Here is a 20521-nt window from a genome sequence, read left to right on the forward strand (position 1 = left end):
CAGCTCCGGGGTCCTCAGGCGGGCAGCCGTACGGCTGCCCGCCTGGGAACTGGCCGTCTCGGAAAGCGCAGCGCAGCGGGCCAGCCACCCGGCTGGTCCGCCTCGTGAGGCTTCCGCCTCACCCCTCTTTCTTCATGCCCACCACAGCACCGCCTCTCTGTCACCATGTACGGGTGACAGAGAGGAACCTAGGTCAAGGAACGGCAAAGCCGTTCTAACGCTGCAGGTCAGGAAGTGTCCTCTCCGCGCGAGCGGAGGTGTCCCGAGAGACAGCAGCCACCGCGACCAGGGCCACCGGTCCTCTCCGCGCGAGCGGAGGTGTCCCAGTAGGTTGGCGGGATGAGCGATCAACGGAATCTGGAGATGGCCTGGCGCCGCCTCACGGACTGGCTGGAGGCGAATGCCCCGGTCTCCTACGCCTCCCTGCTGCTGCCAGTCCCGGAGCAGGCCATTGAGGCTGCCGACGACCGGCTGAGGCAGCACCTCGGCTTCGGGCTTCCCGCTGAGCTGGGCGCTCTCTGGCGGTTGTGTGGCGGTGTGGAACACCAGTACATCGAGGCCAATGAGGAAGAGGGCGAGGTCGGCTCAGGGGCGTTCCTGCCCGGCGGGATCCTGCTCGGCCCGGCGGACGCTCTTAGGGCGCGGCTGCCCGAGACCGGCCGCGGCGACTCGTGGGGCGCCCCGGTGGTGCCGTGGCTGACCGGCGACGAAGCGGGACCCGAGTCCGGGCACTACGTGGGCGCGGACGGCGTCGGCCGCTGGTCGCTGCCGGGCAACCTGGCCTGCGACAAGCCGGACTTCCCGTCGATCGCCGCCTATCTCGATGCCGTGCACCGCACGCTCACCGAAGGGCCGGCCGACGCCATGGGCCCGGACGTGCCCGGTCTGGTGTGGGGCTGCCTGATCTGGGACGACCCCGAGGCCCCTCTGCTGGACGATGCGCTGGAGCACTGGCACCCCGTCCACTGACCCGTGAGTCCGGGGCCCACCTGGCCGGCGGGCCCCGGACAGCGGCGTGGTGGCTACGGCTTCTTCATCTCGCAGACGAGGGTCGCCGCACCGGTGTTGCACTCCTTGAACCACAGCCGACCGGGATCGACGGCGAACGCGTCGCCGTCGATGACCCGCATCTGCGCCAGGAACTCGTTGCCGTACTTGTTCATCGCGCCCTGGTTGACGTACCCGGACATCGAGGAGCGGCCGCACTTCTCGGTGAACGTCGGTGCGTCGTAGCGGGTGTCGTCGAGGAGGTGTTCACTGCCGTCGTCGGCCTTCGCCGCCACGGTCTGGACGCATTCGCCGCCTCCGGCCTTGCCGGCCGGATTCAACCCGCCGGCGGAAGCGGGCAGGCCCACGGTCTCGTATGCCGAGGCGAACGGCACCTCGTCACAGTTCACCTTGTCCGGATTCGGCAGGGGCACCTGCGGACGGAACTCCGGGTGCAGGAACGTCTTCGGATGCGGCACGAAGCCCTTGGTCGGCACGTACCCGTCGGTTCGGCTGCCGCCGTAGTAGCCGCAGACCCGGGCACGGATCCTCTTCTTGGTCCACGTGGAGTTCACACGGCCGTTGTCCGCGTCGGGACGGTAGTGCATCGGCTCGGCGATCGTCCCCAGGCCCTTGACGCCGGACTTGTTCTGGACCAGCCACAGGTGAGCCGCAGCGGCCGGGTAGTGGGCGGCATCCATCTGGTACTCGGGAACGTACTGCGTCAGCACACATCCCGGATCGCCGTACGATTCGACCTTGTCGCAGCGCACATCGATGCCGGGCGAGCGGGCGTCGCCACCGTCGGTGTCGTCGTCCTTGCCCTCGATCGGTACGTACTCGCTCTCCGGGTTGAAGATGAACCAGATCGGCAGCTCCCTGGACAGCCCGGCGTCGGTGGGGCCGACGCCGTCGGTGGAGCCGTCCCACTTGTGCGTGGCGGTACCCGTGGCCATGTGGGAGTCGACCGGGTTGCTGTCGCCTCCACCCTTCCAACTGAGGTCGCCGTAGAAGTCGAAGTTCTGCACGTCCCTGCCGTCGGTGGCGCCTTCGCACGCGCCGCTGAAGCACATCGAGTCGATATGGGCGATGGGATTGCCGTCACCGAACAGTACGGACCTCTCGTCCCCGGGGAAGTCGTTGTAGACCGGGTTCATCTCGATCCACGTCTTGATCGTCCCGTCGTGCCGGTCGGTCTTGACCTGGAAAGCGATCTCGAAGCCGGCATGGTGCTCCGCGATCTTGACGCCGTTGAGGTAGTACTCCTTCTCGTAGTTCAGGTCGTAGAAGACGCAGGCTTCGTTACGGGTGATCAGTGACTTCTGCGCCTCTCCGGACAGCGACGGCTGGCACCAGGAGCCGGTGACGACCGGATCGGGGTAGGACGGGGCCAGCATCCTGCTCCGCTCGGCCAGTTTCTTCGCGGCCTTACGGGTTCCCGCTAGTGACCGCTCGTCCTTCGGAGTGATGGTGACCGTCTCACCGCCCTTGCTCAGGGTCCGGGACGAGCTGCCCTGTTTCCAGCCCGCAATGCGCTGCGGTTCGTTGAGGTACGCGGCGGCGTCGGAGGTCAGGTCCGGCTGTGGCAGCTTGATGTCGATCTTCTGCGCGCGGTTGTAGTCCCGATTGCCGGCGGTGAATCCGTAGTCCCTGATCGGGCCCACGTTTCCTGCGCGGTCCACGGTGCGCGTCTGCGTCACATGGTTGCCGTCGGCGGCCGGGGTCGCGGTGTAGGAGGCTTCCGGTGCTACGGCCCTGGCTGTAGGCGTGGTGGTGCGCACCGATGCCCAGCCGTGGTCCGCCGGGTCGTCCTCGTACGGGTCGATGCGGTACTGCACCTCGTACGGGGACGGATCGCCGGTCGTGACGTCGAAGCGGCCCTCGATCCCGGCGCCGCCGCCGCCCCAGTTCTCCGGGTAGGTGCTCGACGTGATGGACGCCGGCTCTTCCGGTGCGGTGGTGTCGACGACGAAGTGGGTCCAGGAGGACCAGGAGAGGTTGTAGTGGGTGCCGTCGTAGGCGTTGGTGCGGAACTTGTAGGTCTTTCCGTCCTGGAGCTGTCCGGCCGGGACGGTGACGGAGACGGGCTCGCCCTGCTCGCCGGAGCCGGAGACGAGCAGGCCCTCACCGGCCGGGGTGGTGATGGGGGTGTCGGTGGCGGCGTCGTAGACCTGGAAGGTGCCGGTGACGGTGTCGCCGTCGGGGTCGGTGAAGGTGTCGCGCAGAGTGGGAGTGGTGGTGTTGACCGCCCACACCCCGGCGTAGGACTTGAACGGCCCACCGGCCTGGCGGGCGGTGCCGTCGGAGGGCCGGTAGTTGTAGGTGACGGTGAGCTTGGGCTGGTTGGCCGCGTTGTTCGCGGAGTTGACCCGCTTCCAGGCCCGGACGTCGTCGGTGGCGGCGCGCAGGCCCATGTGGCCGCGGGTGGCCTTCGCGGAGGCCCAGGTCTGCACGAGGGTGTCGACGTCGGCGTTGATCCACCCGTCGGGCTGGGATCCGGTGCAGCCGGGGTTGCCGCGGGTCTGGGTGGAGGAGTGGTACTGCTGGTTCCAGGCGGGCTGGCTGGTCCAGCGCGAGGAGGTGGAGGGTGCGCCGGTGTCCCAGATGGTCCACTGCTGCGCGGTGCAGTCGGTGTTGCCGGAGTGGAAGTTCCACAGCGCCAGGTTGGTGTCGATGATCAGCGCGTCCTGGATCGGTGTGGTGTTCCAGGTGATGAAGGAACGGGCCAGGCGGGTGGTGCCGTCGGCGTTGGTGGTGCCCGGGTTGCCGAAGTCGAGTTCGGTGTCGGTGGACCAGTCGACGCTCTCGCCGCGCTGGACGTAGGTGTCGAAGGTGTTGGACAGGGCGGAGGTGGAGGGGTCCACGGTCACCGGGTACTTCGTGGCCGGGTCGGCGAGGAAGCCGGCGTCGGGGGTGACGACCAGGTCGATCCGGCCGGTGCCCCTGTCGATCACGTCCATGTCGACGCGGGCGCGGCGGGTGTGCTCCCCGGAGCGCTCGTCCACCGACGCGTCCCACATGACCGGGGCGGGCATGGTCGCCCGGGCCTCGCCGGTCCCGGTGTCGGTGAAGGTGACCGAGCCGTCCTTGTTCGCCTTGGCCTTCAGCCCCCCGGCCCTGACCGGGAGGGTGTAGGAGTAGTCCCCGGCAGCCGGCTTCTTCTCGATCTCGACGAACTGCTCGAAGCCGGTCCGGGTGGCCTCGACGATGACGTCGGCGCCGGGCACGGCGTCGCGGTAGCGGGCCGTGGTGCCGTCCAGTTCGGGCTTGGGCAGGCCGCCCTTCCACTGCAGGGTCACCGTCTGGTCACCGCTGCCCAGGGTGACCAGATCGCGGGCGGGGGCGTCCTGGGCAGCGCTCAGGGACTTCGCCACCGTCCCGCCCCGGCCGGCCAGGCGCAGGCCGCTCGGGTGCCGCTTGGCCCGCACGCTCCCGTCGGAGGCGGCGGCGAGGGTGACATCGGCCTTTCGCCACGCGCCGTCCTGCCAGACCCGTTCGGGGCCCGAGGTCAGCTCTGTGGTCAGCGTCCCGTCCGGGTTGGCCACGGTGCGGGTGGTGGCCGTGGTCTCGGCGTGGGCCACGGTCTTCTTCCCGGTCTTCTTCGCCTCGGTGATCGCCCAGGCGATGGAGCCCTCGGCGTGAGCGGCGGCCCAGGCGATGTCGGAGGCGAGGATGTCCGCCTCCGACGGGGCGGTGACCGCGTTCGGCGGGGCGCCCGGCTCGGGGGCCGGCGCGGCGGTCGCCGAGGCGCCCGCCAGGAGCACGGTCTCGGCGACCAGCAGCAGCGCTGCCGCGGCCGCCATCCGGGACACCCGTCTGCGCCGTCTCGACCCGGGTAACTGTGTGTCAGGAGACAAGAAGTACTGCCTTCCTCTTGGGAATTCAAACGTGTGCGCTAGGCGCACAGGTCAAGGACGCTATGCGCGTCAAGCGGGCGGCAGAAGTGCATTTCTGGCCCGGTGGAGGACTGCGGATCGCGTAGGCCGCGTCGGCGTTGCGGCTGCGGAGGCGCGGCCTCTCAAACCTCGGATTGGCCACACCTCAGCGTGGCGTCGAGGGGCGTGAGCGACTGCCCGCCGGTCGCCGATTCACGGACATGCCACGAGGAAGCCGTAGCTGTCGGACGAACCATCGGTAAAGCCTCAGGCATCTCAAGTCGTCGTGCCGAGTGGCGAATTCCGGCCGGAAGCAAGCCTCCGGAACCCCCTCGCCGCAGGGAATGGCCGTCATCACCACCGTCGTGTGAAGACTGCCGGACTCGCATGGCGACGTGCCGCAATCACGTCCGCCCATGCCGGTGAAAGCGCAGTCAAGGGAAGCCGGCACCGCCCTACGCGGCGTCCGTCTCCTTCCGCAGCACCCGCGTGATGCGTTCACCGAGCACCCGGTCCACACCGCCCCCGCACTCGACCCCCAGTGCCGCGGCCAAGTCCCGCACATGGAGGTCGGCCAGGGCATCGGTGAGTTCGGCGAACGCCTCCGCTGCTGCGCGTCCGTGCCGTACGCCCGAGGCGGTGGCGACGCACCCGACCAGTGGCCGACCACCACCGATCCGCCGATCTCCGGCTTGGTCAGGCCGCCGTGCAGCTGCTCCCCGCGCAAGCCGAGGCGATCCGCCCGGCCCATCGGTTCAACAGGACTGGGACGCCTGCTCCCCGCGCGAGCGGAGGTGTTCCAGTTCGCGTAGGGCAGCCGATGACCTCACGCGCGTCACCTCCGTGCTTACGGCGTCGCTTCGCCTGAGCGGCTCAGCCGGTCAGAAGGGGGACACGCCCCATACCATCGGAGGGTGCGGGAGACTTGGCGGTCCTGCGCATGGCTCGTCGGGGGCCGGCTGAAGAAAGTCCCTGAGAAGTCCCTGAAGCCTCGGCGATCGCTTTCCCGCTTCCGTAACGGCAGGTCAGAGCTTGATCGACTGTCCGGGAAGCCTGTAGGTCAAGTACAAGGAGACCGCCCGCGGCGGGCTGGCCGTCAACGTCATCGAGTGCTGAGGCCCGCCCCCTTCCCCTCACTCCGTCCCCGGCCCGGATCCCTTCCGGACCGGGGACGGCCGTGTTCCGCCCCGCCCCCACCGCATCCGGCCACACCCGGCACCACAACTTCCGGAATACCTCCGGAAGTTACGGAACCGATCTCCCGAACCCTGGCCGCATGATCGAGACCGTTGCCGGAAGCAGCCGAGAGAATCCCGCAGTGCATGGCATCTGAGCAGCAGTTATGCCAACCCGGAAAGATTCACGGCGTCAGATTCTTTCCGTAATCCTTGCGGAAGGCGTTGACAACCCAGTGGGGTGAATCAACACTGTCGGCGTCGACAGGCCCCGACCGCTGTCGGCCCGGGCCACCCACCGTGGCCCGGCTCCTCGGTCGTCGGCCGTGCGACGACCGACCGATCGACTCCCACCGTCGTCGTACGGCACCGGCGTGCGGTGGCCGGCCCCCACTCGGGGCCGGCGTAACTCACGCCGGTCCGTACGCGCTGCCTGGCATCGCCGCCAACCCCTACGAGGAGGCACGCACATGCACGACGCCCCCGCACAGCGGAAGAGACGCAGACCCGGCCGCATCGGCCTGCTGCCGAGGAGCAGCCGGTTCGCCCGGCTGAAGCTGCTCATCGCCAGTGCCTGCGCCGCACTGCTCGCGACCCTGGCGCTCCCGCCCGGTGCCGCCCACGCCCAGACCGTCACCTCGAACCAGACGGGCAACCACAACGGGTACTTCTACTCGTTCTGGACCGACGCCCCGGGGACGGTCTCCGCCACCATGGGATCCGGTGGCAACTACAGCACCTCGTGGCGCAACACCGGCAACTTCGTCATCGGCAAGGGCTGGAGCACCGGCGGCCGCCGGACCGTGACCTACTCCGGCAGCTTCAACCCGTCCGGCAACGCCTATCTGACGCTCTACGGGTGGTCCAGGAACCCGCTGGTGGAGTACTACATCGTCGACAACTGGGGCACCTACCGGCCCACCGGGACCTTCAAGGGCACGGTCACCACCGACGGCGGCACGTACGACATCTACCAGACCACGCGCTACAACGCCCCTTCCATCGAGGGGAACAAGACCTTCAACCAGTACTGGAGCGTGCGGCAGCAGAAGAGGACCGGCGGGACCATCACCACCGGCAACCACTTCGACGCGTGGGCCCGGGCCGGAATGCAGCTGGGCAGCCACGACTACATGATCATGGCGACCGAGGGCTACCAGAGCAGCGGAAGCTCCAACATCACCGTGGGCGGCACCTCCGGTGGCGGTGGTGGCGGTGGTGGCGGTGGTGGCGGCTGCACCGCGACCCTGTCCGCGGGCGAGAGGTGGGACGACCGGTACAACCTCAACGTCTCGGTGTCCGGTTCCAGCAACTGGACCGTGACGATGAACGTCCCCTCCCCCGCCACGATCCTGTCGACCTGGAACATCACCGCCACCTGGCCCAGCAGCCAGGTGCTGGTGGCCAGACCCAACGGCAGCGGCAACAACTTCGGGGTCACGATCAAACACAACGGCAACTGGACCTGGCCGACGGTGTCCTGCAGCACCGGCTAGCCCCCGAAGACCGCTCCGAGCACCGCACCTGTGGCGCGGCGGCCCACCGGCCGCCGCGCCACAGCGCTCACGAGGAGACCACCGGGTCCCGGACGGGCGGGCGGCACGCGGCAGGCATCAGGTGGCGGGCGTCACCGCGAGCCCGGGGGCTCCCCCCGCCCGGTCCCCGCCCGCCCGCTCCCGCCCCGTCCGGGGACACGCTCACGGCGGCGGACCGCCCACAGGGCGCGGGCCTGGGTGAGGTGGTGGCGCATGCGCCGCTCGGCGCCGTCCGCGTCGCCGGCCAGCATCAGGTCCAACAGCTCGATGTGCTCGCGCGCGGACTCCACCAGCACACGCGTGCCACCGGCGCCGGTGAGGGCGCCGGCCAGCCCGTGGAGGCGGGAGCGGCGGCGCAGGTCGCCCACGGTCTCGACGAGGCGGGGGTTGCCCGCCAGGGAGAGCAGGCCGAGGTGGAAGCGGTGGTCCGCGTCCAGATAGGAGACCAGATCGCCGGCGCGGGCGGCGGCCATGGCCTCGTCGGCGGCGGGCCTCAGCTCGGCCAGTTGCCCGGCGGTGGCCGCCCGCGCCACCCGGCCGGCGGTCGGGACCTCTATCAGCGCGCGGATCTCGGTGAAGTCCGCCAGGTCCCGCTCGGTGGTCTCGGCCACTCGGAACCCTTTGTTCCGCACCGTCTCGACCAGCCCCTCGCGCGCCAGGTCCAGCATGGCCTCGCGCACGGGGGTGGCCGAGACGCCGTACTCGGCGGCGAGAGCGGGGGCGGAGTAGATCCTCCCGGGCCGCAGCTCGCCCGCGGTCAGCGCGGCGCGGAGGGCGTCGGCCACCTGCTCGCGCACGGGCTGGTGCGGCGAGACGGATCTGCGGGGCCGGGAGTCGCTCATGGTGGCCTTTCGTGACTGGCTGGCCCCCAGCGTAGGCGGTGCCGGCCGGCGCCCCGGCCCCCGTACGGCCGCCCCCCGCCGCGGGGACGGGCGCGCACCCGCGCGTCCGTCCCGCGCCGGTCAGCGGCGGGGCTTGGTCTCGTAGCGGGGACCGAGACCGGGGCCGGCGTCCTCCTGGACCTCGGTGGCCAGCTTGTGGACGGCCACCAGGTCGTGCAGCAGCACCCGGGTGCGCTCCTCGGGCAGGTCCGCGGCCCGGGAGACGTCCTGGAGGTGGACGGGCTCACCGGGGTGCCCGCCCTCCTCCGCGGCGAGGGCGCGGAAGACCTTCTCGTGCTCCTCGCCGTACGGCGGCGTGCCGCGGCCGGTGAAGGTGCGGCCGGTCTGCCCCACCGGGCGGGAGCCGGTGTCCGCGGCGCGCCGGCCCTGCTTGCCCTGGTCGCGGGTCTCCAGCCGCTCCTCGTGAGTGATCGCGGACCGGCCGGTGAGGTGGGTGCGCTGCTTGGACGCGCCGGTGGTCTCGCTCCGCTCGCTGGGCTGCTGTCCGGCCCGCTCGGCCTCGCGGGCCGCGGCCCGCTTCTGGTCCTCGTCGCCTTCCATCTTCTTGCCCGACATGGGGCCTCCCTTCAGTGGCTCGGGACCCCGGTCCCCCGGGACCTCGGTCTCCCGGGGCCTCGAAATCCCGGGGTCGCTTTCGTCGGTCGGTCGGTGTCCCTTCCGCCGGGGCCGCGTCCGCGCGCCTTCAGCGGTCCAGCTCGTCCTCCACCGGAGGCTTGGGGGCGTCCCGCAGGTGCTGCGAGAGTCCCGGCTTGCCGCCCTTCCGGGCCTGCTCGGCCTGCTGGGCGGTGCTGTGCCCGAGGTCGGAGTCGGGGTCGACCCGGACCGAACGCGCGACCTGGTCGCGGTTGTCGTAGCGGTCCGGGGGGATGCCGCGCAGCGCCTTGAGCGCCTCGCCGGACGCGCCGCCGACCTTCGCGGCCCGCAGCAGTTCGTCCTTGTCCGCCGGGAAGTCGACGTCCTTCAGGGCACCGAGGATCTCCTGTACGTCCGTATGAGCCATGCCGTGCGGGTCCCCCGGCATACCGGGATGAAAACCGCCGACGGCGACCGGTCGTCCGCAGGGCTCCTGCCGCCGCCCGCCCTCGGATACCCTCGGCGTCCGCAGCACCGAGCACAGGGGGGCGTCGTGGCCGTCGACTACGTGAAGAGACCTGGTTCCGGATCCGGATCCGGTTCCGGTTCCGGATCCGGATCCGGATCCGGATCCGGTTCCGGATCCGGTTCCGGTTCCGGTTCCGGTTCCGCGATCAGCCTGGAGAAGGTGGAGGCCACCGCCCCCGGGCTGGTGAGCCTGTACAAGCAGGCCGCGGTCAGCCTGGAGAAGCACCGGCTGTCGGGGCAGCGCGCCGCGGTCTACCTGGTGCTGGACCGCTCCGGGTCGATGCGGCCGTACTACCGCGACGGCACCGTCCAGCACCTGGCCGAGCAGGTCCTCGGGCTGGCCGCGCACCTGGACGACGACGGGCGGGTGCCGGTGGTCTTCTTCAGCACCGGCGTGGACGGGACCGCCGAGGTGGCGCTGGAGGACTACGCCGGGCGCGTCGAGGCCCTCCACTCCTCCCTGGGGCACATGGGCCGCACCAACTACCACCTCGCGATGGAGGCGGTGATCGGCCACTACCGGGCGAGCGGTTCCACCGATCCGGCGCTGGTGGTCTTCCAGACCGACGGCGGCCCCACCTCGAAGGCCGCCGCCGAGCGCGTGCTGTGCGAGGCCTCGCGCCTTCCGCTGTTCTGGCAGTTCGTCGGGTTCGGGGAGGACGAGTTCCGCTTCCTGCGGAAGCTGGACGACCTGCCCGTGCCGGGGAAGCGGGCGGTGGACAACGCCGGGTTCTTCGCGGCCGGCCCCGATCCGCGCGCCATACCCGACACGGAGCTGTACGACCGGCTGACCGGCGAGTTCCCCGACTGGCTGCGGGCCGCCCGGGACGGCGGCATCGTGCGCTGACCCGGGCGGCCGGCGGCCCGGGTCAGCGGCGGCCCGTCCACAGGTAGGTGACGGTCACCCAGCCGTTGTCGCGCAGCCCGACGTCGCGGAAGGTGCCGTCGGCCAGGTCGATGCCGGCGGGGTTGAGCACCCGGCGGCCCTTCCCGTCGCGCCCGCCGTTGTAGCCCGTGTAGTACGCGGCCTCCGCCTCGGGCACCCCCCGCGGCAGGTCGCGGAAGGTCTGGCGCACCGAGGACGGGTTCCAGTAGTCGTCCCGGATGTTCCAGGGCCCGACGTCCCACACGGGGGCGGTCACGCAGCGGGCCGGGCCGCAGACCCGCACCGAGTACTCCCTGCCGCCCTTGCGCGACAGGCCCCGCCGGGAGGGCAGGGCCACGAACCGGTCGTTCTTCCGGATGACGTGCCCGTTGGCGGTGGTACGGCCGACCAGGCCGATCCGGGTGGCGAAGACCCGGGTGCCGTACGCGGCGGCCGCCTGCGGCTCCGGCCGGGCGTCCGGGTCGGTGTCGGCCCTCACCTCCAGGCCGCGCAGCCGGATCGCGCCTTCGGGGTCCCACATCGCCAGCCGGACCTGGACGGTGGTGACGGCGCGCGGCAGGACGGCGGTGCCGCCGCCCGCGCCGCCCGCCTCGCGCCACTCGGTCCACGGGCCGCTCCCGTCGCGTCCGCGGACGTCGAGGGCGATCCCCGATCCGTCGGGCACCTGTCCGGCGGGCCTGATCCGGATCCGGTTGGCCTGCCGGTCGAGCCGGTGCGGGGCCAGGACCTGGACGCCGTAGTCGCCGGTCGTGCGCAGCTCCCCGCCGGCGTGGCGGACGCCGCTGTCGTCGGCGTCCACCCGGGACAGGTCGGCCGCCCAGGTCTGGACGGGGCCGGGCGCCTCGCGCGCGGCGGGGGCGGGGGCCGGGGCGGCGGGCGGTGCGAGACCGAGGCAGAGCAGGGCCACGGCCGGCAGTGCGGTACGGGTGGCGCGGAGCGATCGGGGGGTCCGGGGCGCGGAGCGTTGGCGGGCTGGGCGTCTGGTGCGCATCGTGGTCCTTCTGTGTCGTGCCGCGCGCCCGGACCCGGTAGGGAAACGGGGCTCGGCGGGCTCGCTGGGCTCGGCGGGTTCGGTGGGCGCGGCGGACCGGGTGGTTTCGGTGGTACGCCGCACCGGTCGGTGCCACATCGGGTGCATCGACCGACAAAAGCCACTTATGACACAGAAAAGCGGGGCGGTCACCCTGGGTTGCTCCCTGTGGTGACCGCCCCGCCGCGCCGCGGGCGGCGCGCCGCGCCCTACGCCGAACGGGTGGCGGCCTTCTGGCGGGCCTGCCAGAACTCCTCGAAGGACAGCAGTCCGTCGCCGTCGCCGTCATGCTGGTCGATCAGGGTCTGGGCCATGTCCACGGTGAGGGTGTAGTCCCCCAGCTCGCCCAGCACCTTGCGGAACTCCGCCGCGGTGACCAGCCCGTCCCCGTCCAGGTCGAATCGGTCGAACGCCTCGCGCGCGGTCTCCATGTCGGCCATCGCCTGTCGTCCCCTCCCTCGTTCGGTCGTGACGCGCACACCCTAACGGGTCATCACTCGCGCCACTGGAGCCACTGGCGCATCTCAGGGCAGCACACGCCACACCAGCACCGAGCGCGCCGGGAGCGCGGCCGTCTCGCCCGCCGGGTGGACCGTGCCCGGCTCCTCCCGCTGCTCCTCCCGCGCGGTGTCCACCAGCAGCTCGTACGCCTGCCCCCACGGCGGCCCCGGCAGCCTGAAGCCTCCGTCCTCGTGTCCGGCGTGGAGGACGACCAGGAAGCTGTCGTCGACGACCGGGCCGCCCAGCTCGTCGCGCTGCGGGATGTCCCTGCCGGACAGGTACATGCCCAGCGTGGCACCGGGCGCGTACCAGTCGGGCTCGCTCATCTCCTGACCGCTCCCGGTGAACCAGGCCAGGTCCCGCAGTCCCTCCGGTCCGTGCGCGCGCCCGGAGAAGAAGGCCTTGCGCCGCAGGACCGGGTGGGAACGGCGCAGCGCGATCAGCCGCGAGGCCAGGTCGTACAGCTCGCGCCAGGCGGGCTCCTCCAGCAGCGACCAGTCCACCCAGCCGATCTCGTTGTCCTGGCAGTAGGCGTTGTTGTTGCCGCCCTGGGTGCGGCCCATCTCGTCGCCCGCCACCAACATCGGCACGCCGGTGGACAGCAGCAGGGTGGACAGCAGGTTGCGCAGCTGGCGCCGCCGCAGTGCCAGGACCGCCTCGTCGCCGGTCTCCCCCTCCACTCCGCAGTTCCAGGAGCGGTTGTCGTCGGTGCCGTCGCGGTTGTCCTCGCCGTTGGCCTCGTTGTGCTTGCGCTCGTAGCTCACCAGGTCGCGCAGGGTGAAGCCGTCGTGGGCGGTGACGAAGTTGACCGAGGCGTACGGCCGCCGCCCGCCCCAGGCGTACAGGTCGCTGGAGCCCGACAGCCGGTAGCCCAGGTCCCGCACGTCCGGCAGGGCGCCGCGCCAGAAGTCGCGGACGGTGTCGCGGTAGCGGTCGTTCCACTCCGTCCACAGCGGTGGGAAGGCGCCCACCTGGTAGCCGCCCGCGCCCACGTCCCAGGGCTCGGCGATCAGCTTCACCCGGCGCAGCACCGGGTCCTGGGCGATGACCGCGAGGAAGGGGGAGAGCATGTCCACGTCGTGCATGGAGCGGGCCAGCGCCGCGGCCAGGTCGAAGCGGAAGCCGTCCACGCCCATCTCCTGCACCCAGTAGCGCAGCGAGTCGGTGATCAGCCGCAGCACCTGGGGCTGGACGACGTGCAGGGTGTTCCCGCAGCCGGTGTAGTCGGCGTAGTGGCGCGGGTCGTCGGCCAGCCGGTAGTAGCCGCGGTTGTCGATGCCGCGCAGGGAGAGGGTCGGTCCCAGCTCGCTGCCCTCGGCGGTGTGGTTGTAGACCACGTCGAGGATGACCTCGATCCCGGCGGCGTGCAGCGCCCGGACCATCTCCCGGAACTCCCCCACCTGCCGGCCGCGCGTTCCGGTGGCGGCGTACGCGGCGTGCGGCGCGAAGTAGCCGATGGAGTTGTAGCCCCAGTAGTTGCGCAGGCCGCGGCGGAGCAGGTGGTCCTCGTGCGCGAACTGGTGCACCGGCAGCAGCTCCACCGCCGTCACGCCCAGTTTCACCAGGTGCTCGACCGCGGCCGGGTGCGCGAGCCCGGCGTAGGTGCCGCGCAGCTCGGGCGGGATGCCGGGGTGGCGCATGGTGAAGCCGCGTACGTGCAGCTCGTAGATGACCGAGTCGGCCCAGGGGGTCTTGGGGCGGCGGTCGTCGACCCACTCGTCCTCGCCTCCCGGCCCCGCGCCGAGGGCCGAGTCGACGACGACGCCCTTGGGCACGTACGGCGCCGAGTCCCTCTCGTCGCGCACGGTGTCGGCCAGGTGCCGCTGCGGCCAGTCGCGCACGTGGCCGTAGACCTCCGGCGGCAGGAGGTAGTCGCCGTCCACCGCGCGGGCGTACGGGTCCAGCAGCAGCTTGGCCGGGTTCCAGCGGGCGCCCGTCCACGGGTCCCAGCGGCCGTGCACCCGGTAGCCGTAGAGCTGCCCGGGGCCGACGCCGGGGACGAAACCGTGCCAGATCTCCTGGGTGTGCTCCGTCAGCGGGTACCGGGTCTCGTTGCCGTCGTCGTCGAAGAGGCAGACCTCGACGGCCTCGGCGCCGGCCGACCACAGCGCGAAGTTGGTGCCCGCCACCCCGTCCGGGCCGATGTGGTGGCGGGCTCCCAGCGGCTGGGGGCTGCCGGGCCGGAGGGCGGGGGCGTCCGCAGGGGCCGCGGGGGGCCCGGTGTACCGGGACCCCCGGCGCGTCTGCTGTTCGGGTGCGCTCGACACGTCCGACACTTCGTGGCCTCCGGCGGCTCGCGGCGGGGGCGGATTCGGGGCCCGTACGGCGTCCCTGCCGCGCGGGTCCGGTGCCCGGGTCTGGCAGGAGTGTTCCCGTTGGGGCCGTCCGCCTCACCCGTGTGATCGTCTTCTTTCCATCCCCCTGCTCCGGCCGGGTGAGGGCGAGGCGGGACCGGCCCGTGCCCGCCGGGGGCCGGCAAGGCCGGGAGGCGGCGGACCGCGCGGCGTTAACGGGGGCTAACCTGCCCCCATGACTGTGACTCTTGAGGTCGCCGAGGGCGTCGGCACCATCCGACTGAACCGTCCCCCCATGAACGCGCTGGACATCGCCACCCAGGACCGGCTGCGCGAGCTGGCCGAGGAGGCGACGCACCGCGACGACGTACGGGCCGTGGTGATCTACGGCGGGGAGAAGGTGTTCGCGGCGGGCGCGGACATCAAGGAGATGCGGGAGATGGACCACGCGGCCATGGTCGCCAGGTCCCGGGGCCTGCAGGACTCCTTCACCGCCGTGGCCCGCATCCCCAAGCCGGTGGTGGCCGCGGTGACGGGCTACGCGCTGGGCGGCGGCTGCGAGCTGGCGCTGTGCGCCGACATCCGGATCGCCGCCGACAACGCCAAGCTCGGGCAGCCCGAGATCCTGCTGGGGCTGATCCCCGGCGCCGGCGGCACCCAGCGGCTGTCCCGGCTGGTCGGCCCCTCCAGGGCCAAGGACCTGATCTTCACCGGCCGCCAGGTGAAGGCGGACGAGGCCCTGGCCATCGGCCTGGTGGACAAGGTCGTGCCCGCGGCCGAGGTCTACGAGCAGGCGCACGCCTGGGCGGCGAGGCTGGCCGCCGGTCCGGCGATCGCCCTGCGCGCCGCCAAGGAGTGCGTCGACGCCGGGCTGGAGGCGGACATCGACACCGGGCTGGCGATCGAGCGCACCTGGTTCGCCGGACTCTTCGCCACCGAGGACCGTGAGACCGGCATGCGCAGCTTCGTCGAGGAGGGGCCGGGCAAGGCGAAGTTCCGCTGACGCCCGGCCGGTGGGCGGGTCGGCTCACCGGTCCGCCGACCCGCAGGAACCGGGCGGAGCACGGGGGCGCGGAACGGCGCGTGAGCCGTTCCGCGCCCCGCCCCGGCGCACACGACCGGTGCGCAGAAGGCACGGCGAGCCCCCAACGGCCCGCCGCCGGAAGGGAATTCGCGCTGTACGGCCGCGGAACGGCCGTTTCGCGGCCATGATGGGCCCATGGCGGGAGTGAACACGGCGCGCACGGCATCGGCACCGGGGGAGGAACCGGCCCCCGCGATCCCCGGCGACGGACTGGGCGGGACCGGCCCGTTCGACGGGAACGGCTCACTCGACGAGCCGGCCGAGTCCGCCGATACGGCCGCGTTCGGCGACCCGGCCGCCGCGGAGGTACGGCTGCCCAACCGCCCCGAGTCCGCGCGCACCGCGCGCCGCCTCGTCCGCTCCGTCCTGCTGACCCGCTGGGGACTGCCCGAGGCCCTCGCCGAGGACACCGTGCTGCTCGTCTCCGAACTGGTCGGCAACGCCGTACGGCACACCGGGGCCCAGTCCCTCGGGCTGCGGCTGCGGCGGCAGCGCGGCCGGATCCGCGTGGAGGTGCGCGATCCCTCGCGCGGACTGCCCTGCCTGCTGCCCGTCCACGAACTCGACGTCAGCGGGCGCGGGCTGTTCCTGGTGGACCACCTCTCCGACCGCTGGGGCGTGGACCTGCTGCCGCTGGGCAAGACGACCTGGTTCGAGCTGCGGGCCGAGGAGCCCTGACCGGCGCCGGTCCCACGCACCCCCGCCCGCCTCCGCCGCGTCCGGCCGTCCCGGCCCGCGCCCGCCTCAGCGCCCTGCGTACCGCCGCGCGCCCGCCCGGCGCCGCCGGTCGTTGCACAGCAGGCACCGCCCCCAGCCCGGCGGCAGCGGATCGTCCTTGTCCCCGTACAGCGGATCGACCGCTCCGCGCGGATGCTCGCGGCAGCCCGTGCCGCCGCGGTCCTCCCCCAGCGCCCGGGCCGCGTCCAGCGCCCGGCGCAGCGCGTCCGCCAGCTGGTCCGCCTGCTCCGCCGAGGGCTCGCCGTCCAGCGTGAAGACGATGTCGGACGCGGTGTGCAGCGCGGCCCGCAGCTCTCGTAGCTCTGCCTGACTCATACCGGGCAGCGTAGGGGCCCGCACCGACAGCCGCCCGCGGCCCGGGGATCGCGCCCCAGGGCTCGCGGAACGAGGCGGGCTCGGTCGTCAGTCCTACGGCGGAAAACCGAGTGTGTCCTGTCAGTGGTGAAACGTAGTCTCACTCGTGATGTCTGCCACCGCCGCCAGTCCACCGCGTCCCGATCCCCCGCACCCCGAGCCCGGCGGCCCCGGCCTCGGTGCGCCCTCCGGTCCCGCGGCACCCGCCGGGGAGCGGAACCGTTCCGCCGTACGCTCGCTGCTGAGGCTGTGGCCCTTCGTCCGCCCGGTGCGGGCCCGGCTGTTCACGGCGGCGTTCGTCGCGATCCTCGCCTCCTGCCTGGGCCTGGTCATCCCCCTGATCCTGAAGTGGATGGTGGACGGGCCGATCGCCGCCCGCGACACGGGCGGGGTGTGGCTGGGCGGCACCCTGCTGCTGGCCGTCGGCGTGCTGGAGGCCGCGCTGTTCGGGCTGCGGCGCTGGCTGGTGGCCCGTCCGCTGGCCGGGGTGGAGGCGTCGATGCGCGCCGCCCTGTTCCGGCACCTGCAGCGGCTGCCGGTCGCCTTCCACGACCGCTGGGCGAGCGGGCAGCTGCTGTCGCGCGCCACGGGCGACCTGCATCTGATCCGCCTGTTCCTGGCGTTCCCGCTCACCTTCCTGCTGGTGAACGGCACCACCATCGTCGTCGGCTTCGCCGTGCTGCTGTCCCAGGAGTGGACGCTGGGGCTGGTGCTGCTGGCCCCGGTGGCGCCGCTGGTGGTGTTCTGCTCGGTCTTCGAGACGAGGTTCTCCCTCCAGGCCCGCCGGGCGCAGGACCAGATCGGCGATCTGACCACGGTCGTGGAGGAGGCCGTGCTCGGCATCCGGATCATCAAGGGCTTCGGCCGCCACCGCAGCCAGGCCCGTGCCTTCCGCGAGCTCTCGCGGCGGCTGCTGGACACCGAGCTGCGCAAGGCGCGGCTGCTGGGGGGCATCTGGGCGGCCGTCACGGCGCTGCCGGAACTGGCCATCGGCGCGACCCTGGTGTGGGGCACGATCCAGGTGGCCGACGGCGAGCTGTCGGCGGGCACCCTGGTCGCCTTCCTCACCACGGCCCTGGCACTGCGCTGGCCGGTGGAGTCCCTCGGCTTCCTGATCGCCATGAGCAACGAGTCGGCGACGGCGGCCGACCGCTACTTCGAGGTGCTGGACGAGCCGGTTCCGCCGGACACCCTCGCCGCCGGGCGCCCCGCCCCCGACCCGCGCGGGGAGACGGAGGCCGCGCGGGACGGTCTGCGCTTCGAGCGGGTGGTCTTCCGCCACCCGGACTCCTCCCCGGACGCCCCGCCCGTCCTGGACGGCGTCGACCTGCACATCCGCTCCGGCGAGACCATGGCCCTGGTCGGTGCCACCGGCAGCGGCAAGACCACGCTCACGGCCCTGATCCCCCGGCTGTACGAGGCGACCTCCGGCCGGATCACCCTCGACGGCCGGGACATCGCGGCGATGTCCCGCGAGGAGCTGCGCTCGCTGGTCTCCGTCGCCTTCGAGGAGGCCACGCTCTTCTCCGCCTCCGTGCGCGAGAACGTGCTGATGGGTGCGGCGGGGGATCCGGCGGAGGGGGATCTGGCCCGTGCTCTGCGGGTCGCCCAGGCCGAGGAGTTCACCGCGGCGCTGCCGCGGGGGCCGGAGACCCAGGTCGGCGAGCAGGGGCTGAGCCTGTCCGGCGGGCAGCGCCAGCGGCTGGCGCTGGCGCGCGCCGTCGTGGGCCGTCCCCGCTTCCTGGTGCTGGACGATCCGCTGTCCGCGCTCGACGTCCACACCGAGGCGCTGGTGGAGGCCGCCCTGCGCGAGGTGCTGGCCGGCACCACCGCCCTGGTGGTGGCGCACCGGCCGTCCACGGTGCTGCTGGCCGACCGGGTCGCGCTGCTGTCGCGGGGCCGGATCGCCGCCGTCGGCACCCATGCCGAACTGCTGCGCTCCAGCGCGGAGTACCGCCATCTGATGTCCGGCGAGCAGCACGGGCAGTGCGAGGAGGAGCGATGACCGCCACCGTCACCGAACCGCCCCCCGGAGACGGGGACGCGCGGGAATCACGGGACGCGAAGGCAGCACCGCCCGGGCCACCCGGACCGCCCGGACCGCCGGAGGAATCCGAGCGGCCCGAGGCGTCCGACGCCTTCGACCGCGATGTGCTGCCCGCGCCGAAGGGCGCCTCGCTCCGGCTGCTCGGCTCGCTGCTGCGCCCGCTCCGGCCGCGGGTCGCGGTGGCCGCCCTCCTGCTGCTGCTCCAGCAAGCTGCCGTACAGGCCGGGCCGCTGCTGGTCGCGTACGCCATCGACCGGGCGGTGCCCGCCCTGCGCGCCGGCGACGGCGGGCCGCTGGCCGCCGTCGCGGCGGGGTACGCGGTGTGCGCGCTGTCCTCGGGCGGTCTGCAATACGCCTTCGTCCGCGCCGCCGCCCGGGTCAACCAGAGCGTGCTGCTGGAACTGCGCGGCCGGATCTACCGGCACGCCCAGGTCCTCAGCGTGGACTTCCACGACCGCTACACCTCCGGGCGGCTGATCTCCCGCGCCACCACCGACGTCGAAGCGCTGCGCGAACTGCTCGACGAGGGCCTGCAGGAGCTGCTGGGCGTGATCCTGTCGGTGGTCTACATCTGCTCGGTGCTGCTCTGGCTCGACCTCGGCCTGGGCGGCGCGGCCCTGCTCTCCTTCGTCCCGCTCCTGCTGATCGTGCGGAACTTCCGGCGCCGCTCGATGCGGGTCTACCGCAGGAAGTCCACGGCCACCGCGGCGATGATCGTGAAGTTCGTGGAGACGATGAACGGCATCCGCCCTGTGCAGGCGTTCCGCCGCGAGCGGGCGGGCGAGGCGGAGTTCGGCCGTCTCAACGACCGGCATCTGCGGTTCAACGGGGACGCCATCCTGGAGATGGCCCGCTATGTGGTCTCCTCCCGGCTGGTGGCCAACACCGCGCTCGCCGCCATCGTGCTGTGGGGCGCGTACCGGGTGGCGTCCGGCTCTCTGGAGCTGGGCGTGCTGGCCGCGGCGGCGCTGTACCTGCGGCGGCTGTACGACCCGATCGACCGGCTGGGGATGTTCCTCAACTCCTACCAGGCCGCGGCGGCCTCGCTGGAGAAGATCGCCGGGCTGCTCGCCCAGGCGCCCGGCGTCCCCGAGCCGGAGCGCCCCCGGCGGCTGCCGCGGCCGGCCGGCGGGCGCCCGGGCCGTGCCGTGGTCTTCGAGGGGGTGCGCTTCGCCTACCGCACGGGCGGTGAGGTGCTGCCCCGCTTCGACCTGGAGATCCCGGCCGGGCAGACGGTCGCGGTGGTCGGTTCCACCGGCGCGGGCAAGTCCACTCTCGCCAAGCTGCTGGCGCGCTTCTACGACCCCACGGCGGGCCGGGTCCTGCTGGACGGCACCGATCTGCGGGAGCTGGCCACCCCCGAACTGCGGCGCGGGGTCGTCATGGTGACCCAGGAGGCGTTCCTGTTCTCGGGCACGGTCGCCGACAACATCGCGATCGGCCGCCCGGAGGCGACCCGGGAGGAGATCGAGCGGGCGGCGCGGGCGATCGGCGCCCACGACTTCATCGCCGCCCTCCCCGAGGGGTACGACACCGACGTGCGCAAGCGCGGCGGCCGGATCTCCGCCGGGCAGCGCCAGTTGGTCGCCTTCGCCCGGGCGCTGCTGGCCGATCCGGCCGTGCTCATCCTGGACGAGGCGACCTCCTCCCTGGACATTCCCGGTGAGCGCGCCGTCCAGCGGGCCATGGACACGGTGCTGCGCGGGCGCACCGCCGTGGTGATCGCCCACCGGCTGTCGACGGTGGAGATCGCCGACCGGGTGCTGGTCATGGACGCGGGGCGCATCGTCGAGGACGGCTCGCCGGCCGATCTCATCGCGGGCGACGGCCGCTTCGCCGGGCTCCACCGCGCCTGGCGCGACAGCCTGGCCTGACGGGCCGTCCGGCGGACCCCGGGCGGCCCAGCCTGACGGGATGTCTGACGGGATGCCTGACGGTGTCCCCTCCGGCGGGCCGCATCCGCCGGAGGGGACACCCCCGCACCCGACCTCCGTCAGCCTGGCAGCGGCCGA

At 72.5% G+C, this 20521-nt stretch carries 15 protein-coding genes; 7 read left to right on the plus strand and 8 right to left on the minus strand.

Going from position 1 to position 20521, the window contains the following annotated elements:
• Positions 1-339: 339 nt before the first annotated feature.
• On the plus strand, positions 340-969 hold the full coding sequence (locus BMY40_RS20650; protein ID WP_093661815.1) for an SMI1/KNR4 family protein: 630 nt from the start codon (positions 340-342) through the stop codon (positions 967-969).
• Between the two features lie 53 nt (positions 970-1022).
• Here BMY40_RS20650 and BMY40_RS28980 read toward each other — a convergent pair whose 3' ends face one another.
• Positions 1023-4790, minus strand: coding sequence for a DNRLRE domain-containing protein (locus BMY40_RS28980; protein ID WP_143071797.1), 3768 nt, complete (start codon positions 4788-4790; stop codon positions 1023-1025).
• A gap of 1717 nt (positions 4791-6507) precedes the next feature.
• Here BMY40_RS28980 and BMY40_RS20665 point away from each other — a divergent pair.
• A complete protein-coding gene (locus BMY40_RS20665) occupies positions 6508-7533 on the plus strand; it encodes a glycoside hydrolase family 11 protein (RefSeq protein ID WP_093661817.1) in 1026 nt (341 codons plus the stop codon).
• A 131-nt stretch (positions 7534-7664) separates the two neighbouring features.
• Here BMY40_RS20665 and BMY40_RS20670 read toward each other — a convergent pair whose 3' ends face one another.
• The 3 genes from BMY40_RS20670 to BMY40_RS20680 form a co-directional block, all read right to left on the minus strand.
• Positions 7665-8414, minus strand: coding sequence for a GntR family transcriptional regulator (locus BMY40_RS20670; RefSeq protein WP_093661819.1), 750 nt, complete (start codon positions 8412-8414; stop codon positions 7665-7667).
• A gap of 120 nt (positions 8415-8534) precedes the next feature.
• The gene (locus BMY40_RS20675; protein WP_093661821.1) at positions 8535-9029 is read right to left on the minus strand and encodes a hypothetical protein; all 495 of its coding nucleotides are present in this window, start codon (positions 9027-9029) and stop codon (positions 8535-8537) included.
• A 127-nt stretch (positions 9030-9156) separates the two neighbouring features.
• Positions 9157-9474: a DUF2795 domain-containing protein gene (locus tag BMY40_RS20680; RefSeq protein ID WP_093662040.1), complete on the minus strand. Its 318-nt coding sequence runs from the start codon at positions 9472-9474 to the stop codon at positions 9157-9159.
• 246 nt (positions 9475-9720) lie between these two features.
• Between BMY40_RS20680 and BMY40_RS20685 the strand changes: the two genes are divergently transcribed.
• Positions 9721-10422 (plus strand): vWA domain-containing protein, encoded by a 702-nt coding sequence (locus BMY40_RS20685; RefSeq protein ID WP_245770224.1) that lies wholly within the window; start codon positions 9721-9723, stop codon positions 10420-10422.
• Between the two features lie 22 nt (positions 10423-10444).
• Here BMY40_RS20685 and BMY40_RS20690 read toward each other — a convergent pair whose 3' ends face one another.
• The 3 genes from BMY40_RS20690 to glgX form a co-directional block, all read right to left on the minus strand.
• Positions 10445-11368 (minus strand): hypothetical protein, encoded by a 924-nt coding sequence (locus tag BMY40_RS20690; protein WP_093661823.1) that lies wholly within the window; start codon positions 11366-11368, stop codon positions 10445-10447.
• Between the two features lie 332 nt (positions 11369-11700).
• On the minus strand, positions 11701-11931 hold the full coding sequence (locus BMY40_RS20695; RefSeq protein ID WP_093661825.1) for an EF-hand domain-containing protein: 231 nt from the start codon (positions 11929-11931) through the stop codon (positions 11701-11703).
• An 84-nt stretch (positions 11932-12015) separates the two neighbouring features.
• Complete coding sequence (gene glgX / locus BMY40_RS20700) at positions 12016-14259, minus strand: glycogen debranching protein GlgX (protein WP_245770216.1); 2244 nt, start codon at positions 14257-14259, stop codon at positions 12016-12018.
• Between the two features lie 262 nt (positions 14260-14521).
• On the opposite strand from glgX, the gene BMY40_RS20705 reads away from it, so the two are divergent.
• Together BMY40_RS20705 and BMY40_RS20710 are read left to right on the plus strand one after the other, a co-directional pair.
• Complete coding sequence (locus BMY40_RS20705; protein ID WP_093661829.1) at positions 14522-15289, plus strand: enoyl-CoA hydratase/isomerase family protein; 768 nt, start codon at positions 14522-14524, stop codon at positions 15287-15289.
• Between the two features lie 216 nt (positions 15290-15505).
• The gene (locus tag BMY40_RS20710) at positions 15506-16048 is read left to right on the plus strand and encodes an ATP-binding protein (protein ID WP_093661831.1); all 543 of its coding nucleotides are present in this window, start codon (positions 15506-15508) and stop codon (positions 16046-16048) included.
• Between the two features lie 66 nt (positions 16049-16114).
• Here BMY40_RS20710 and BMY40_RS20715 read toward each other — a convergent pair whose 3' ends face one another.
• A complete protein-coding gene (locus tag BMY40_RS20715; RefSeq protein ID WP_093661833.1) occupies positions 16115-16423 on the minus strand; it encodes a hypothetical protein in 309 nt (102 codons plus the stop codon).
• Positions 16424-16571: 148 nt separating this feature from the next.
• On the opposite strand from BMY40_RS20715, the gene BMY40_RS20720 reads away from it, so the two are divergent.
• Together BMY40_RS20720 and BMY40_RS20725 are read left to right on the plus strand one after the other, a co-directional pair.
• Positions 16572-18467, plus strand: coding sequence for an ABC transporter ATP-binding protein (locus tag BMY40_RS20720; RefSeq protein WP_093661835.1), 1896 nt, complete (start codon positions 16572-16574; stop codon positions 18465-18467).
• On the plus strand, positions 18464-20383 hold the full coding sequence (locus BMY40_RS20725) for an ABC transporter ATP-binding protein (RefSeq protein ID WP_093661837.1): 1920 nt from the start codon (positions 18464-18466) through the stop codon (positions 20381-20383). The genes BMY40_RS20720 and BMY40_RS20725 overlap by 4 nt, the downstream gene beginning before the upstream one ends.
• Positions 20384-20521 lie beyond the last annotated feature (138 nt).

The organism is Streptomyces radiopugnans (genome assembly GCF_900110735.1).
Classification (GTDB): Bacteria; Actinomycetota; Actinomycetes; order Streptomycetales; family Streptomycetaceae; genus Streptomyces; species Streptomyces radiopugnans.

Coding starts and splice junctions, on each gene's coding strand:
- BMY40_RS20650 (WP_093661815.1), top strand. CDS start 340: ATGAGCGATCAACGGAATCTGGAGATGGCCTGGCGCCGCCTCACGGAC.
- BMY40_RS28980 (WP_143071797.1), bottom strand. CDS start 4,790: ATGGCGGCCGCGGCAGCGCTGCTGCTGGTCGCCGAGACCGTGCTCCTG.
- BMY40_RS20665 (WP_093661817.1), top strand. CDS start 6,508: ATGCACGACGCCCCCGCACAGCGGAAGAGACGCAGACCCGGCCGCATC.
- BMY40_RS20670 (WP_093661819.1), bottom strand. CDS start 8,414: ATGAGCGACTCCCGGCCCCGCAGATCCGTCTCGCCGCACCAGCCCGTG.
- BMY40_RS20675 (WP_093661821.1), bottom strand. CDS start 9,029: ATGTCGGGCAAGAAGATGGAAGGCGACGAGGACCAGAAGCGGGCCGCG.
- BMY40_RS20680 (WP_093662040.1), bottom strand. CDS start 9,474: ATGGCTCATACGGACGTACAGGAGATCCTCGGTGCCCTGAAGGACGTC.
- BMY40_RS20695 (WP_093661825.1), bottom strand. CDS start 11,931: ATGGCCGACATGGAGACCGCGCGCGAGGCGTTCGACCGATTCGACCTG.
- BMY40_RS20705 (WP_093661829.1), top strand. CDS start 14,522: ATGACTGTGACTCTTGAGGTCGCCGAGGGCGTCGGCACCATCCGACTG.
- BMY40_RS20710 (WP_093661831.1), top strand. CDS start 15,506: ATGGCGGGAGTGAACACGGCGCGCACGGCATCGGCACCGGGGGAGGAA.
- BMY40_RS20715 (WP_093661833.1), bottom strand. CDS start 16,423: ATGAGTCAGGCAGAGCTACGAGAGCTGCGGGCCGCGCTGCACACCGCG.
- BMY40_RS20720 (WP_093661835.1), top strand. CDS start 16,572: ATGTCTGCCACCGCCGCCAGTCCACCGCGTCCCGATCCCCCGCACCCC.
- BMY40_RS20725 (WP_093661837.1), top strand. CDS start 18,464: ATGACCGCCACCGTCACCGAACCGCCCCCCGGAGACGGGGACGCGCGG.